This is a genomic window from Roseibium marinum, assembly GCF_002906165.1.
Lineage (GTDB): Bacteria > Pseudomonadota > Alphaproteobacteria > Rhizobiales > Stappiaceae > Roseibium > Roseibium marinum.
In genome coordinates, this window is record NZ_PPCN01000010.1 from 129,989 (window position 1) to 145,350 (window position 15,362).

The 15,362-nt window shown below is 59.3% G+C and carries 12 protein-coding genes; 7 read left to right on the top strand and 5 right to left on the bottom strand.

The window, feature by feature from the left end; translation table 11 throughout:
• Positions 1-29: 29 nt before the first annotated feature.
• Genes CLV41_RS20335 through CLV41_RS20345 form a run of 3 tightly spaced genes read left to right on the top strand, consistent with a single transcriptional unit; the run spans position 30 to position 3,974 of the window.
• Complete coding sequence (locus CLV41_RS20335) at positions 30-1,430, top strand: M20/M25/M40 family metallo-hydrolase (RefSeq protein WP_103224381.1); 1,401 nt, start codon at positions 30-32, stop codon at positions 1,428-1,430.
• A 22-nt stretch (positions 1,431-1,452) separates the two neighbouring features.
• Positions 1,453-2,595, top strand: coding sequence for an N-methyl-L-tryptophan oxidase (solA, locus tag CLV41_RS20340; protein ID WP_235867202.1), 1,143 nt, complete (start codon positions 1,453-1,455; stop codon positions 2,593-2,595).
• Complete coding sequence (locus CLV41_RS20345) at positions 2,592-3,974, top strand: amidase (protein ID WP_103224263.1); 1,383 nt, start codon at positions 2,592-2,594, stop codon at positions 3,972-3,974. Before solA ends, CLV41_RS20345 begins: the two co-directional genes overlap by 4 nt.
• 128 nt (positions 3,975-4,102) lie before the next feature.
• On the opposite strand, the gene CLV41_RS20350 is transcribed toward CLV41_RS20345, so the two are convergent.
• From CLV41_RS20350 to CLV41_RS20365, 4 genes are read right to left on the bottom strand one after another with little or no spacing between them, the layout of a single operon-like run.
• Entirely contained in the window at positions 4,103-5,188 is a 1,086-nt protein-coding gene (locus CLV41_RS20350) for a DUF917 domain-containing protein (RefSeq protein WP_103224264.1), read from the bottom strand.
• The gene (locus CLV41_RS20355; RefSeq protein WP_103224265.1) at positions 5,185-6,729 is read right to left on the bottom strand and encodes a hydantoinase/oxoprolinase N-terminal domain-containing protein; all 1,545 of its coding nucleotides are present in this window, start codon (positions 6,727-6,729) and stop codon (positions 5,185-5,187) included. The genes CLV41_RS20350 and CLV41_RS20355 overlap by 4 nt, the downstream gene beginning before the upstream one ends.
• A 36-nt stretch (positions 6,730-6,765) precedes the next feature.
• Positions 6,766-7,467: a GntR family transcriptional regulator gene (locus CLV41_RS20360; RefSeq protein ID WP_103224266.1), complete on the bottom strand. Its 702-nt coding sequence runs from the start codon at positions 7,465-7,467 to the stop codon at positions 6,766-6,768.
• A complete protein-coding gene (locus CLV41_RS20365) occupies positions 7,464-8,828 on the bottom strand; it encodes a formimidoylglutamate deiminase (protein WP_103224383.1) in 1,365 nt (454 codons plus the stop codon). The genes CLV41_RS20360 and CLV41_RS20365 overlap by 4 nt, the downstream gene beginning before the upstream one ends.
• Before the next feature lie 69 nt (positions 8,829-8,897).
• On the opposite strand from CLV41_RS20365, the gene hutI reads away from it, so the two are divergent.
• Genes hutI through hutU form a run of 4 tightly spaced genes read left to right on the top strand, consistent with a single transcriptional unit; the run spans position 8,898 to position 14,133 of the window.
• Positions 8,898-10,106: an imidazolonepropionase gene (gene hutI, locus CLV41_RS20370; RefSeq protein WP_208987631.1), complete on the top strand. Its 1,209-nt coding sequence runs from the start codon at positions 8,898-8,900 to the stop codon at positions 10,104-10,106.
• A gap of 2 nt (positions 10,107-10,108) precedes the next feature.
• A complete protein-coding gene (gene hutH, locus CLV41_RS20375) occupies positions 10,109-11,644 on the top strand; it encodes a histidine ammonia-lyase (RefSeq protein WP_208987632.1) in 1,536 nt (511 codons plus the stop codon).
• A complete protein-coding gene (gene hutG, locus CLV41_RS20380; protein ID WP_103224268.1) occupies positions 11,644-12,456 on the top strand; it encodes an N-formylglutamate deformylase in 813 nt (270 codons plus the stop codon). Before hutH ends, hutG begins: the two co-directional genes overlap by 1 nt.
• A 3-nt stretch (positions 12,457-12,459) precedes the next feature.
• A complete protein-coding gene (gene hutU / locus CLV41_RS20385) occupies positions 12,460-14,133 on the top strand; it encodes a urocanate hydratase (protein ID WP_103224269.1) in 1,674 nt (557 codons plus the stop codon).
• Between the two features lie 174 nt (positions 14,134-14,307).
• Here hutU and CLV41_RS20390 read toward each other — a convergent pair whose 3' ends face one another.
• Positions 14,308-14,994, bottom strand: coding sequence for a GntR family transcriptional regulator (locus tag CLV41_RS20390; RefSeq protein WP_103224270.1), 687 nt, complete (start codon positions 14,992-14,994; stop codon positions 14,308-14,310).
• Between the last annotated feature and the right edge of the window lie 368 nt (positions 14,995-15,362).

The window sequence follows — 15,362 nt, forward strand, 5'->3', positions numbered from 1 at the left end:
CCTATCCTATCGATATCGCCGGAGACCTCATGAGCAAGCTCGACGCAATTCTGGAGCAAGTGGATACCAACATGTCGGCCTCCGTCGACAAGTTGGTTCATTTCCTGACTTTCCCGTCCGTATCCAGCCAGCCGGAGGGAAAAGAGGGAATCCTCGCCTGCTCTGATTGGCTCAAATCCGAGTTGGGCAAACTGGGCTTCGACGTTCAGGTGGTGGAAACGGCCGGTCATCCCCTGGTCATGGCACGAACGGGTTCCGACAGCGGCGGCGTCAAGGCCTTGTTCTACGGTCACTACGACGTTCAGCCGGCGGAGCCGCTGGATGCCTGGATCACACCACCATTCCAGCCTGCGATCAGAGACGAAGACGGCTTGAAGAGGATTTATGCGCGGGGGGCGTCCGACAGCAAAAGTCAGGTCTGGTCTGTATTGGAAGCCTTCCGCGCGTGGAAGGAAACCGCGGGCGACCTGCCGATCGATGCGATCATCCTGCTTGAAGGGGAAGAGGAAACCGGTTCGCCCAGCCTGCCGGAGTTTGTCGAGATCCACCGCGATGCCCTTTCGTGCGACGTGGCGTTCATCAGCGACAGTGACATGTGGTCCCCGGCAAGACCGGCCATCACCACCCATCTCAAGGGTCTGCTGCATGAGAAGGTCACGATCCACGCGCCGAACGGCGATCTCCATTCGGGTCACTTCGGCAATGTCGCGGTCAATCCCGTCCGTGTGCTGGCCAGGATTCTGGCTTCGATCCACGATGACCGGGGAAGGGTGACCATCAATGGCTTTTATGATGGCGTCGAGCCTGTTTCACCGGCACTCCGCGACCAGTGGCAAGCGCTTGACATCACGGAAGCGCTTTCGGGCGTTTCAGTTGCGGGCGGACCCGACGAAGGGGGCGGCTATGGACCGATTGAATTGATGTGGGGCAGACCCGGCATCGATTTCAATGGTCTCGTGGGTGGGAATACCGGACCGGGCGAGCGGTCGGTTCTGCCGGGGTCGGCCTCGGCGCGGTTGTCGTTCCGCCTGGTCGGCCGGCAGCGGCCTGAAGACGTCCGGGCCAAATTCCGAAGTTTTGTGGAGGCCGGGCTTCCCGTCGGCTGCCGCGTTGAATTCGAGGGATGTGGCGGAAGCTCGGCAGTGTCGGTGAATGATGCCGGTCCTTATGTGGCCGCGACCGCCCGCGCGCTCGACTGCGAGTGGGCACAGCCAACTTTGATAAAGGGTACGGGCGGCACCATTCCTCTGATCGAACTCCTGACGAACAGCCTCAACGTGGATTGCATTGTCACCGGCTTTATTCTCGCAGATGACGCCATCCACGCTCCCAACGAGCGCTACGACGTCGAGCGGCTTCGCAAGGGGATACGCAGTTGGGTGCGCATTTTGTCGGAACTTGCGAACTTCAAACGTGGTTCGAATGAATAACGGCGTATCGGGAGAACTTGCAATGTACGACGTCGTGGTCGTCGGTCTTGGCGCGATGGGCAGCGCGGCCGTTGCGGAAATCGCTGCTCGCGGCAGGAAAGTTTTGGGCATCGAGGCCCGCCACCCTGCCCATAAACTCGGTTCGTCCCATGGCGATAGCCGCATTATCCGGCTGGGGTATCATGAAGACCCTGCCTACGTGCCGCTGCTGCGGCGGGCCTACGGCAACTGGCGTCGGCTTGAGCGCCGGCTTGGCGCTGACATCCTGACGAAAACAGGTGTGCTGCAGATTGGGCATCCGGACGGCAGGCTTGTTGGCGGCATGCTGAAGTCCTGCGCGGAATATGGTCTGGCTCATGAGATTCTCGAGCGCGCGGCCATGGAGGATCGCTTTCCGGGCTTTGTGCTGGAGAGCGGTGAAGTCGCGGTGCTCGATCCTAACGGTGGTTATATCCGCCCTGAAACCGCCATCTGGGGTAACCTGCGGCTTGCGATGGAAGATGGCGCCGAGCTTCATATTGGCGAAAAAGTCACGGCAATTGAACCAGGCGCAAATAGTGTGACGATCCGTTCGCCGTCTGCCTCCTATCGCGCAAGAAAAGTCGTTGTTGCCACCGGCTCGTGGATAGCGGAACTGGTGCCGCGGGTCGCGGGCCGGGCGGTTCCCATCCGGCAGGTTGTGGCGTGGTACCGGCCATCGGATGACTTTGCGGCGCAGCCCCAGCGCATGCCTTGTTTACTGCGGGACGAGGGTGATCGCGGGTCCTATTTCGGCTTTCCACAGATCGGCGTGGACGGCGTCAAGATCGGCAAGCACACCCATTTCCATGAACCCATAGATCCCGACAGGGAGACGCCCCCGGTAAATGACGTCGATACGGCGATGCTCGACTCCTTCGCCGCTCGACGCATGCCAAGTGTCGCGACCGTGCGTGTAAGGGCGGTGACCTGCCGCTACACCATGTTGCCGGGTGAGGATTTCCTTATCGACAGCCTGCCGGGGGAGCCATCGGTGGTGGTCTGCTCCGCCTGTTCCGGGCATGGGTTCAAGTTCACGAGCGTTATTGGCGAAATTCTCGCCGATCTTTCCCTGGACGGCGGTACGGATTTGCCGATTGCCCGGTTTTCCTTCAATGCGCATCTGGAGCTTGAGGAAACGGCATGAGCGCTGAACTGACCTTGTTGTCGCTTGCCGATCTCTCCCGGCATATTCGCGAGGGGCATGTCTCGTCGGTTGAAGTGACCCGGTCCTACTTTGATCGGATCGAGATGCTGGATGGGCGCCTCCACAGCTTTAACACTCTCCGCACCGAGGCTGCCCTTGCCGAGGCCCAGGCGGCCGACCGCGAAACCGCCCTCGGCAACTGGCGCGGTCCGCTGCATGGTGTCCCCATAGGCATCAAGGACATGATCGATGTCGCGGGCGTTCCGACCACCGCTCAGGCTGTCCATCGGCGGGACGCGATTGCCGATGAGGATGCGGACGTGGTCGCCGCGCTCAAGGGGGCAGGGGCCGTTATCCTCGGTAAGCAGGCGATGAGCGAATATGCGGTGGGCGGTACGCAGCTCAACCACGCCTGGCCACCGGCATGTAACCCGTGGAACCTCGATCTCGACACCTTGTCGTCATCGAGCGGACCTGCCGTTGCCGTCGCCGCCGGTCTTTGCGCCGGGTCCGTCGGTACGGAAACCGCGGGCTCGATCCGCGCACCGGCGGCGTGGTGCGGAGTAGCCGGGTTGAAGCCGACCAATGGACTTGTCAGCACCAAAGGTGTTTTGCCGCTGTCTCCGTCCATGGATTGCGTCGGGCCGATTGCATGGACTGTCGAGGATTGCGCCTTGCTGCTTTCCGGTATGGTGTCGGCGGATGCGGAACCGAACGGGCTTCGTCTGCCTATTGTGGGGGATGGCATCAAGGGCATGCGCGTCGGTGTGGTACGGCACTTTTATGAGAACGATCCCGATGTCGATGACGCCGTTCTTGCAGCGACTGCGAACGCCATCGATGTTCTCCAAGACCTGGGTGCGACCTGCACGGATGTCCGGCTGGGTGACTTCAACGAACTTTGCGATATAGCCCGCGCCATTTCCTGGCCGGAAGAGTATGCCGCTCACAGAGCGGAACTGGAGGCCTACCCCGACCGGCTCACCGAAGTTTCGCGCTCGCGCCTGCAGGACGGCAAGGCATATAGCACCGAACAATATCGGGCCGCTCGGCAAAAGCGGGTGGAAGTCATCGCTGACTTCAACCAGCTCATGCGCGATGTGGATGTGCTTGTCTTGCCGACCCTCAAAAAAGCGGCGCAAATCCTCGGTTTCGAATTCACCGAACTCGGTGCTGTCGACATCGATATGACCCGGCCGTTCAACCTGACGGACGGTCCGGCCCTTGCCATGTGCCACGGTTACGATGGCGAAGGATTGCCCTTGTCGCTGCAGATCATCGGACGTCACTTTGAAGACGATGTGGTTTTGCGCGTTGGGCATAGCCTGGAAAAGACCCTCGGGCTGCGTGACCGGCGTCCGCGGATTGCACTGACATGATGCGTTGGCCATCATCTATAGCGTCTCGCGTTTGAGCGGATTCATGGATTTAAGAAGACGCCCGAGGCAGCGTTTGCGTTGCAAATGCGTTCGGGTGATTTCCTGAATTCAATTTAACGCGACACGGCCTAGGAATATGTCAGGTCGTCATAGCCGAAGGCTTTCGGCCCGATAACCTCAAGCGCTTGCGGGGTGCGCAGCAGCGGGTGCGCGGGCAGGGCCAATACGGCGATCCGCTGCCCGTAGCGCAGCATATCTGTAGACAAGGGCGTGCCGTCATCGTCATCGAGCACGACGATCAGATCGGGCACGACGATTTCCGTTGTGCCGTCGCGCCTGAAAATCAGGAATTCGTTCTGAAGCTCGATCGCGCCGCTCTGACCCGTCCAATCTCCGAAACCATCGATGGTGATATCCCCGCGCACGAAGCCTCCGGCAATTTCGCGCTTCACATCGGTGATCTTGCCCTTGAACGCCACATGACCACCTTCCGCCGCACAGATTGCCGCGATGGGATCGAGCCGTTCTGCGCGTGCTTCCAAAACCGTCCGGCCAAGCGCGATGGCTTTGGAGTAGCTGCCGGGAATGGCCGCCTTCTTGGTGAAAGCGCCGGTCATCGGCGCCAGTGCCAGCGTTGAAGACCCGCCCTGCGAGACGACGACCGCCCGTGCCATACGTTCATGGAATATTTCCGTAACCGCATGGTCGAAGATAACGATATTGCCGTGCGGGTCCGCCATCGCTGATGGCGTCGACTGGTGACCGTAGATCGAATAGGCCGTCATCTGCATTTCCGGAAAGGCGCGTCCCATGCCGTCGCAGTCAACAACCGGGATGCCTGCCTGTGCCGCGATGATCAGGGGTTCCATGGAATTCGCGCCACCGATTTCCTGACAGGCAAGAGCATCGGCTTTAAAACCCAGCCGGTCCTCGAGCGCCCGCAGGGCGCGAACGCCTTCGGCGCCCTCCTTGATGCGCTCAACGCCGACAACAGGTGCGCCTATGCCGCCCAAGGGGACGACCTTCGCATCGTCCGGCAGGGATTCAAGCGGCAGGATTTCCATCTTGTGGCCGGCCCGCAGAACCTCGAGCGCGCGCAATTTGACGAGATAGGGATTGCCGCCCCCACCGGTGCCGAGGATTCCAGCGCCGATTTCCAGCGCAAGAATGTCCTGTTCGGTGATGCTCCAGCGGTCCTTGCCAGTCATGCTCATTGCAACGCCTCCATATCCCCCACGACCCTGACACGGATGCGCGTGGCATTGCCCGGCAGATAGGCGAGGGGCACGTCTTCGCGTTCGATCACTTCAATCGTGTCCACCATCGCGCCGGCGGCTCTCGCGTTTCTGCGCGCCTCATCCTCGGCGGCAGCCAGCGCATCCTTGCGCGTTGTGCCCTCAAGGCTGACGATCCGGTCCACCTCGCCGGAGATCTGGGCAATCGCGGCCCCGACCGCGTTGGCGACGCCAAAATTAGCCGGCCGGATCACCTCCAGATCGCCCAGACGATCCGGCATCAGGATAGAGCCGCCGCCGACCGTGATCACCGGGATCGGATCGGCGGAGAGCCGGCAGCGTTCAACGGCGCGTTCGAGCGTCTGCGTTATCGTGGTCATGGCGCGCTCCGCCAGTGAGGCGGGTATGGATGCGACCTTTGCCGGATCGCCGATGGCGGCCTTGCCCAGCCGAACGGCAATATCGGTCGCGGTGAGGGCCGATCCGCCAAAAACCCGGGCTTCTTTCGCAATCCGGTACCCCACCGATTGCGGGCCGGCACTCTTGCCATCGTCCGCGACCAGCGAACCGCCGCCGAGCCCGACAGCAAAGACGTCCGGCATGCGGAAATTGGTACGTACACCGCCGATATCGACGACGCTGGATGCCTGGCGGGGAAATCCATTGGCCAGCGCGCCGATATCCGAAGTCGTGCCGCCGATATCGACGACGATGGCGTCCGTGATACCGGTGAGAAAGGCAGCGCCGCGCAGAGAATTGGTCGGACCGGAAGCAAAGGTCAGAACCGGGAACCTGCGTACCCGGTCCGCATCCATCAGCGTGCCGTCATTCTGGGTAATCGAGAAACCGCAGGCGAGCCCGCAGGCTTTCACCGCATCTCCAAAAGCGACGATCGTTATGTCCGCAAGATCGAGAAGCGCGGCATTCATGATCGCCGCGCTTTCGCGCTCAAGAAGCCCGATGCGGCCGATCTTGCTTGACAGTACGATCTTGAGATCGGGTATCCGGGTCAGAAGGTGATCGCGCGTCCGCCGTTCCATCGCATCGTTGACCGGACCGAAAATAGAGGTGATGGCTGCCGCGCCGATCCCTTTTTTCGCGATGTCATCGGCCACCCGGTCCAACCCCTCAAGGTCGAGGTCTGACAGGATACGGCCATGGTATTCGTAGCCGCCGCGCAGCATGTAACCATGCCCGCCCACCGCTGCGCGCAGATCGTCGGGCCAGTCCACCATAGGCGGCAGGCAGGCTGCGGCCGGCAGGCCAAGGCGGATCGCCGCGACTTTGGAAAGATGGTTGCGCTCGATGACGGCGTTGGTGAAATGCGTGGTGCCGATCATGACATGAGCGACCCGTTCGCGGGCAATGCCGGCCTTGCCAAGGGCCTGTTCCATTGCTTCGCGCACACCTGAGGTCACATCCCCGGTCGTGGACGTTTTGACGGCGGAAAGAACATCGCGTCCATCCATCACCACCGCGTCCGTATTCGTGCCGCCAACATCGATGCCGATTCTGAGCATGAATTCAGTGTTCCGTCTTAAAAGCGGTATGGTGGATCATATCTTGGTGTTCATCCGGTAGCCCGGCGCATAGCTGAGGCGAACGCAGGTAATCGGTTCGCCCTTGTTCCAGGTGATGCGGTCTACGACGAAAATCGCCACGCCTTCCACCGCTTCAAGAATCTCCGCAATGTCCTTATTGGCATTCATCGCCGTAAAGGCGATATCGCCGGTGGTGTAGGGCGCATTCTGGATCAGCCATTCATTGGCGCTGATAGCGGCGAAATCGACAGTCTCGACACCGGGCAGGGCATCGATGTTCATCCACCTGTCTTCATGCAGGAAAGGATGATTGTCGGCATAATGAAGACTGCGCACATGCAGCATTGTGGTTTTGCTATCGAGACCCAGTCGGCTGGTGATACTGGCGGGGGGGACACAGGATGTCTTCTCCAGCAGGTTCTGACGCCATTCCGCATTGCGCTGCTCGACTTCCAGACGGATGATTGGAATATCGAGAACAATTCGGCTGATGGGATGGAGAGCAACGCGGGTTCCCGCCTTGCGCCTGCGGTCGAGCAGACCGGCATCGGCAAGTTCGCGCATCGCGCGGTTGACGGTTGTACGGGCGCAGCCGAATTCCTGTGCCAGCTCGATCTCGTTGGGAACGAGGCTGCCGGGCGTCCATTCCCTTTCGTTGATGCGACGGAGCAGTTCTGTCTGCACGCCGCGCCATGATTTTGTGTCTGGTTCTCTCATATGCGTTCTTTCAAGGACCGCATGGTTGTGCGGTAGCGGGCCACGATGGCTTCGCGGCGGACATGACAGCCACCTTGAACCAGATGACGTCCCGCCGACCACACGTCGCTGACCATCCGGTCGTCACCCGAGAAAATGTAACCATCCAAGAGGTCGTCGCCGAGTTTGCCTTCAAGATCAATCGTATGTGTGTCGAGAGCGAGAAGGTCGGCAAACGCGCCGACTGCGATAGTACCTGCCGCGCGCCGAGTGGCTTGCGCTCCGCCGCGTGCGGTGCTTTCGAAAAGAACCCGGCCGGTTGATCTGTCCTGGGTTGCAAGGATTGCCCGGTGCCGGTCGCGCAGACGCTGGGAGTATTCGAATGTGCGCAATTCCTCCGAAAGAGCGATGCGGATATTGGAATCGGAACCAATGCCGAATTGTCCGCCATGGTGAAGAAAGTTCACGCCGTTGAAAATGCCGTCGCCGAGACTGGATTCCGTCATCGGGCACAACCCCGCCACAGCACCGGTTTTTGCAAGTGCAGCGGTCTCGTCTTTGGTCATCTGGGTGCAATGAATGAGGCACCAGCGTTCATCAACCGCATGATGATCGAGCAACCATTCAACCGGGCGCTGTCCATAAGCGGCCAGTACTTCGTCGACCTCGCCGGTCTGTTCTGCCAGGTGCATGTGCAACGGCAATTCCGGTGCCAGTGCAACCGCAGCTTCAAGCGCGTCACGGCTCACCGCGCGCAGCGAGTGAGGGGCTATACCAAGTCCGGCATCGGGAGCAAGCGCGCGGATGATGTCACCGGCACGCTCTGCAAGGCGGCTGAACCGGTCGATATCGTTGCCAAAGCGGATTTGTCCCGGTGCCAGAAGAGACCCGTCGCAGCCACCCTGCTGGTAAAGCACCGGCAACAGCGTCAAGCCAATACCGCTCTGTGTTGCCGCTGCGGCGATACGGGCGGATAGTTCCCCCAAATCGTCGTAGGGCGTGCCGTCCGGCTGGTGGTGCACATAGTGAAATTCGCCCACCGCGGCATAGCCGGATTCAAGCATTTCCATCTGGACGAAGGCGGCAATTGCCTCGATGTCGTCCGGCGTCAGTTCTTCAAGAAACCGGAACATCAGCTTGCGCCATGTCCAGAAGGTGTCGTGCTCCGCCGGGCCGCGGCGTTCCGTCATGCCGGCCATGGCGCGCTGAAAGGCGTGTGAATGCAAATTTGCGGGTGCTGGCAAGAGTGCGCCCATGCGTGTTTCCAGCGGCTCATTGTTTTCCGAGATTTTGGAAATGCGTCCATCTGCGCCGATTTCAATTGAAACCGCCTTTTGCCATTCATCCCCTATGAGCGCCTGTTCGGCCCATATTTTCTGCATCGCAATACCCATTGACAGATTAATATGTGCATACATAATATTGATAATAGCAATTTAGGCAAGATAGCAATGATGTCGAATATGCTTTTGATCAACGGGCGTTTGGCGACGATGGAAACCGGGTCGGATCCATATGGATTGATCGAGGACGGCGCTGTGGCGTTGCGGGATGGCCGGATCGTCTGGTGTGGTGCGAGGCAGGATTTGCCATCTGGGTTTGACGGGTTTGAGCGTCATGACCTTGAGGGACGACTTGCCACGCCGGCGCTTGTCGATTGTCACACACATATTGTGTTTGGCGGCAACCGGGCGCGTGAATTCGAGCAGCGCCTGAATGGGGCGAGCTATGAAGAAATCGCACGGGCAGGGGGCGGCATTGTCTCAACGGTTGCAGCCACGCGGGCCGCTGACGAAGCCACGCTCCTTGCTGATGCGTTGACGCGTGTCGATGCACTGATTGCCGAGGGCGTTGCGACCATCGAGATCAAATCGGGCTACGGGCTCGATATCGAAAACGAGCTGAAAATGCTGCGGGTTGCGCGTCATATCGGTAAAGAGCGGCCCATCCGCGTCAAAACCAGTTACCTGGCCGCGCACGCGGTTCCGCCGGAATATGAGGGTCGCGACGACACCTATCTCGAAGAAGTCGTTTTGCCCGGCCTTGAAGCGGCGCACAGCGAGCGGCTTGTGGATGCCGTTGACGGGTTTTGCGAAGGTATCGCCTTCTCGCCGGAGCAGATCGAAAAAGTCTTCAGGAAAGCCACTGGTCTTGGTTTGCCGGTGAAACTGCATGCCGAGCAATTGTCCAATCTCGGCGGTGCCGCACTTGCTGCCCGGTATGACGGTTTGTCTGCTGACCACCTTGAATATCTCGATGTGGAGGGCGTCGCGGCGATGGAACGGGCCGGTATGGTCGCGGTGCTTTTGCCGGGGGCTTTTTATACGCTGCGCGAAAGTCAGATGCCGCCCGTGGAGCTTTTGCGCGCGCATGGTGTGCCGCTGGCGGTCGCGACTGATTGTAATCCCGGCTCCTCACCGCTGGCTTCCGTGCTTCTCGCCATGAACATGGCCGCAACGCTGTTCCGCATGACGCCGGAAGAAACCTTGGCCGGAACGACACGCAATGCGGCCCGTGCGCTTGGCCTCGACGATGCCGGCGTTATTCGCGCCGGCATGCGGGCTGACCTTGCCGTTTGGGATGTCGCGCATCCCGCTGAACTTACCTACCGCATCGGCTTCAACGCCCTGCACAAACGCATTTTTGCCGGAGCCTTTTGACGATGATCCTGACCCCCGGTGCCGCAACGCTGGCCCAACTCGAGGAGATTTACCGCTTCTCTGGCCCGATTGCCCTCGATCGTGCATTTCAGCCCGCCGTTGAGGCTGCCGAGGCGCGCGTTGCCGCGGCAGCGCAGGGCGATGCTGCGGTTTATGGCGTCAATACCGGGTTCGGCAAGCTCGCCAGTGTGCGGATTGATCCCAAGGACACCGAACAATTGCAGCGCAACCTGGTTTTGTCGCATTGCTGTGGAGTGGGTGAACGCACCCCTGTGCCTGTGGTGCGGCTGATGATGGCGCTTAAAATGCTGTCACTTGGGCGCGGTGCGTCCGGCGTCAGCTGGAAAACCATCACGCAGCTTGAAGGCATGTTGGCAAACGGAATATGGCCCATTGTGCCGGGGCAGGGGTCGGTCGGTGCTTCGGGCGATCTCGCGCCGCTTGCGCATATGGCCGCCGCCATGATTGGCGAAGGTGATGTTGAATACCAGGGACACACCCTCCCTGCATCGCAAGCTTTGAAAGCCGCCGGTCTTGCGCCGATTGTTCTGGGCCCCAAGGAAGGGTTGGCGCTGATAAACGGCACCCAGTTCTCGACCGCTTTCGCGCTCGCAGGGCTTTTTGAAGCCTGGAGGAACGCTGCAGCGGCACTGGTCACAAGCGCTTTGTCGACTGACGCGATCATGGGGTCGACGGCACCTCTCGAAGAAGAGATTCACGCCTTGCGCGGTCATCGTGGACAGATCGATGTGGCTGCCGCATTGCGGCAATTGATGGCTGGATCAGAAATTCGGGAAAGCCATCGTGAAAACGACAAGCGTGTTCAGGATCCGTATTGCATCCGCTGCCAACCGCAGGTCACTGGTGCTTGCGTCGATCTTTTGCGGCAAGCAGCCCGCACGCTGGAAATTGAAGCCAATGCGGTTACCGACAATCCGTTGGTTTTGACCGGGGCCGGTTTGATTTCTTCGGGGGGTAATTTCCACGCAGAGCCGGTGGCGTTCGCCGCCGATCAGATTGCTATCGCCATTGCCGAAATCGGCTCGATCGCGCAGCGACGGGTTGCCCTCATGGTTGATCCGACCTTGTCTTTTGATCTGCCGCCCTTTCTGACCCCCGACCCCGGTCTCAACTCAGGCTATATGATCGCCGAGGTGACCTCGGCGGCATTGATGAGCGAGAACAAGCATCTCGCCAATCCCTGCTCGACCGATTCAACGCCTACCAGTGCAAATCAGGAAGACCATGTCTCCATGGCCGCTCATGGTGCACGGCGTTTGATGCGAATGAACGAAAACCTTTCGCAAATCCTGGGCATTGAGCTTTTGTGTGCTGCGCAGGGTGTTGAGTTCCGCGCCGACTTTCAAACCAGTCCACCGCTTGAAGCGGCAATCAAGCGTCTACGCCGCGAATGCGCGGCGTTGGATCAGGATCGTTATCTGGCCGACGACCTCGCAGCTTCTGCGGTTCTTATCCGCTCTGGCGATATCACGGATGCCGCCGGCTTGAGCGGTCATCTTCAACTCGGAACGATGTAATGGAACCCGTTTCAGTCTCGCGGGGCGATAGCTGCCTCATTCTGTCCTTGCCGCACACCGGCACATGGTTGCCGCCTGAGGTCTATTCTTCGTTGAATGAAAGAGGCCGGACCCTCGCCGATACCGACTGGCGGATTGATCGCCTCTATGCGGATCTGGTGCCGGGTGTGACCGTCGTTCGCGCCAATTTTCATCGCTACCTGATCGATGCAAATCGGGATCCATCGGGCCGAAGCCTTTATCCGGGCCAGAACACCACCACGCTGTGCCCGGTAACGGACTTCGATGGCTTTCCCATCTATCTTGAGGACAAAGAGCCGGATCCTTTGGACATCCAGGGCCGCTTGTCCAATTTTCACGAACCCTATCATGCCGCGATCGAGGCCGAACTCGCGCGCGTCAAAGGGAACCATGGCGTGGCAGTGCTGTACGACTGCCATTCGATCCGCTCGGAAATTCCATTTCTTTTTCAGGGTGTCCTGCCCGACTTCAACATCGGCACGAATGGCGGTGTGACTTGCGCGCCGGAAATGGAAGTCTCCACCGCTGAAATCTGTTCATTGGCCAAAGACTACACCATGGTTCTCAATGGGCGCTTCAAAGGCGGCTGGACAACCCGCCACTACGGTCGCCCGCAGGAGGGTGTGCATGCCATCCAGATGGAATTGACCCAGTCCGCCTATCTCGATGCCGAGAACGCGCCCTTCGCCTATAGCCAGGCCAAAGCCGAAATGCTGCGTCCGCATCTTGAATCCGTCCTGCAAGCCCTGATCGCACGCGCCAAGGGCGCAGCCCCCCGCAAGGAAGCCTGAACCATGAGCCAGACACGCCGCAACATACGCGATATTTATCCGCCTACGGGAACAGAGATTTCCGCCAAGTCCTGGCTAACCGAAGCGCCCATGCGCATGCTGATGAACAATCTGCATCCTGATGTCGCGGAAAACCCGCATGAGCTCGTGGTGTATGGCGGTATCGGCCGCGCGGCGCGATCATGGGAGGATTTCGACCGGATTGTTGCCAGTCTGAAGTCGCTCGAAAACGATGAGACGCTTTTGGTGCAGTCTGGAAAACCGGTGGGTATTTTCAGGACGCATGCCGATGCGCCGCGCGTTTTGATCGCGAATTCCAATCTCGTGCCGCACTGGGCGACCTGGGATCATTTCCACGAACTCGACCGCAAGGGGTTGATGATGTACGGCCAGATGACCGCTGGCTCGTGGATTTATATCGGCACCCAAGGCATTGTGCAGGGCACCTACGAGACCTTCGCTGAAGCCGGGCGTCAGCACTATAATGGTGACCTCACCGGCAAATGGGTTCTAACCGCAGGCCTTGGCGGAATGGGTGGCGCACAGCCATTGGCGGCCGCCATGGCCGGTGCGTGTTGTCTGGCGGTCGAATGCGACCTGACACGCATCGATTTTCGCCTGCGTACACGTTACCTCGACGAGCGGGCCGAGACACTTGATGAAGCGCTGGCCATGATCGGCAAATGGACCAAAGCCGGCGAGGCCAAATCCGTTGGCCTGCTTGGCAATGCTGCCGAGATTTTCCCGGAATTGATCAAACGTGGGGTCAATCCCGATATCGTCACGGATCAGACTTCCGCGCATGATCCGATCAATGGTTACCTGCCCAAAGGCTGGACGATGGAGGAATGGCGCAGCAAGCGTGAAAGCGATCCGAAGGCTGTCGAGAAAGCGGCCCGCGCGTCCATGAAAGAGCATGTCGCCGCCATGGTCGACTTTTGGAACAAGGGCGTGCCGACGCTCGATTACGGAAACAATATCCGACAGGTCGCCAAGGAAGAAGGGCTTAAAAACGCCTTTGCTTTTCCAGGGTTCGTGCCAGCTTACATCCGGCCGCTGTTTTGCAGGGGCGTTGGCCCATTTCGCTGGGTCGCGCTGTCCGGCGACCCGGAAGACATCTATAAAACCGATGCCAGGATGAAAGAGCTGTTTCCCGAGAATACGCATCTGCATAACTGGCTCGACATGGCCCGCGAACGTATCGCCTTCCAGGGCCTGCCCGCGCGCATCTGCTGGATCGGTCTTGGCGACAGGCACCGCGCGGGACTGGCGTTCAATGAGATGGTGCGTAGCGGTGAACTGAAAGCACCGGTTGTCATTGGCCGCGACCACCTGGATTCCGGCTCCGTTGCATCGCCCAACCGCGAAACCGAGGCGATGAAAGACGGTTCCGATGCGGTCTCGGATTGGCCGCTGCTCAATGCACTCCTCAATACCGCGTCGGGCGCGACATGGGTGTCGCTGCATCATGGCGGCGGTGTGGGGATGGGTTTCTCACAGCATGCGGGCATGGTGATCTGTGCCGATGGAACCGACGATGCGGCGCGCCGCATCGAGCGTGTGTTGTGGAACGATCCCGCGACGGGTGTTATGCGGCATGCCGATGCGGGCTACGACACCGCAGTTGACTGTGCAAAAGAACACGGGCTGCAATTGCCGGGAATTCTTCACGAGTAGCACGGTCCGTACCCTGAGAACCGAGCATGCCACAACATTAGTCAACTGGTTCGGTTACCTGATTGCCCGAAGGCAACGGGCTGGAATTCTGTTGCGGTTGCAGGATATCGATGGATCGCGGTTGCATGTATGGGGCAACAAAGCTCGGCAATTGCCTGGGTCAGGTAAGGGTTCTCATTTTGCCTGATAGCTCTGCATTACGGTTTTTGCAGCCTGGCGCACGTGATGAATGGCAAGTTTGCGCGCCTTTGCACTGTCCCGGGCTTCGAGTGCGGTGAGGATATCTTCGAGCTCCTCCAGACTCTTTTTCAATCTGTCGGGCATTTGCAGCGACCGGCCACGCAAGATCATGGCTCTTGAATTGAGCATGTACAACGCGCTTCCCAGCGCTTCATTGCCGGAACCCTTGATCAAACAGTCGTAAAAGCAGTTCTTGGCGGCGAGCCGTTTCATCACATTTTCCGAATTATATGCTTCGCGCACATCGGCGAATGCATCCTTGAGCGCACGCCGATGCTTGTCGGTGGCGTTTGTCGCGAACAGTTCTGACGCCAACCCTTCGAGGACTTCGCGCACTTGATAAATCCCCGCCGCCTGTTCGGCGGTTATCGTCGCGACAACTGGCCCTTTGTGGGCGATCACTTGAATCAATCCTTCTGATTCAAGTTGACGAAGGGCCTCACGCACCAATGTGCGACTGACGCCGGTCATCTCGCACAGGTCCCGTTCGGGCATTCTGTCGCCGGCATTGAAGCGCCCCATCGCGATCGCCTGCCTGATACTCTCGATCACACTGTGGCGCAGTGTTGCTGCTGGCCGATCTACCTTGAAGTCAAAGTTGCTTTCGCCAATGTCGGTCATGTTTCCCTCAGTTCGTTCCCGGTGGCAGTCGGTATCCGCGTTGTGAGAAACGAGTACATTCACATAACAGCGTTTGCCCTAAAACGTTACAACTATGCTGCATTTCGATATTTCGCATCTCAATTGTAACTAACTTGTTTCATGCTCAAAAGCCGGAATTCTCGCCCGCCTGGGTACGTCATGGAGTCTCGTCGCCAAGTTGCACTTGATCATACGATAATATTTACAGTTTGTAGGATTAAGAAACCAAAAATTTCTTCGCTCTTGAAAGACTCGATATGTGAGGCGTGCCAAACGCGGTTTTGAGACATCGCATTCGCCCTCATTTCACAGGCGAATTCACACCGATATGCGATGCGGCGCGTTTT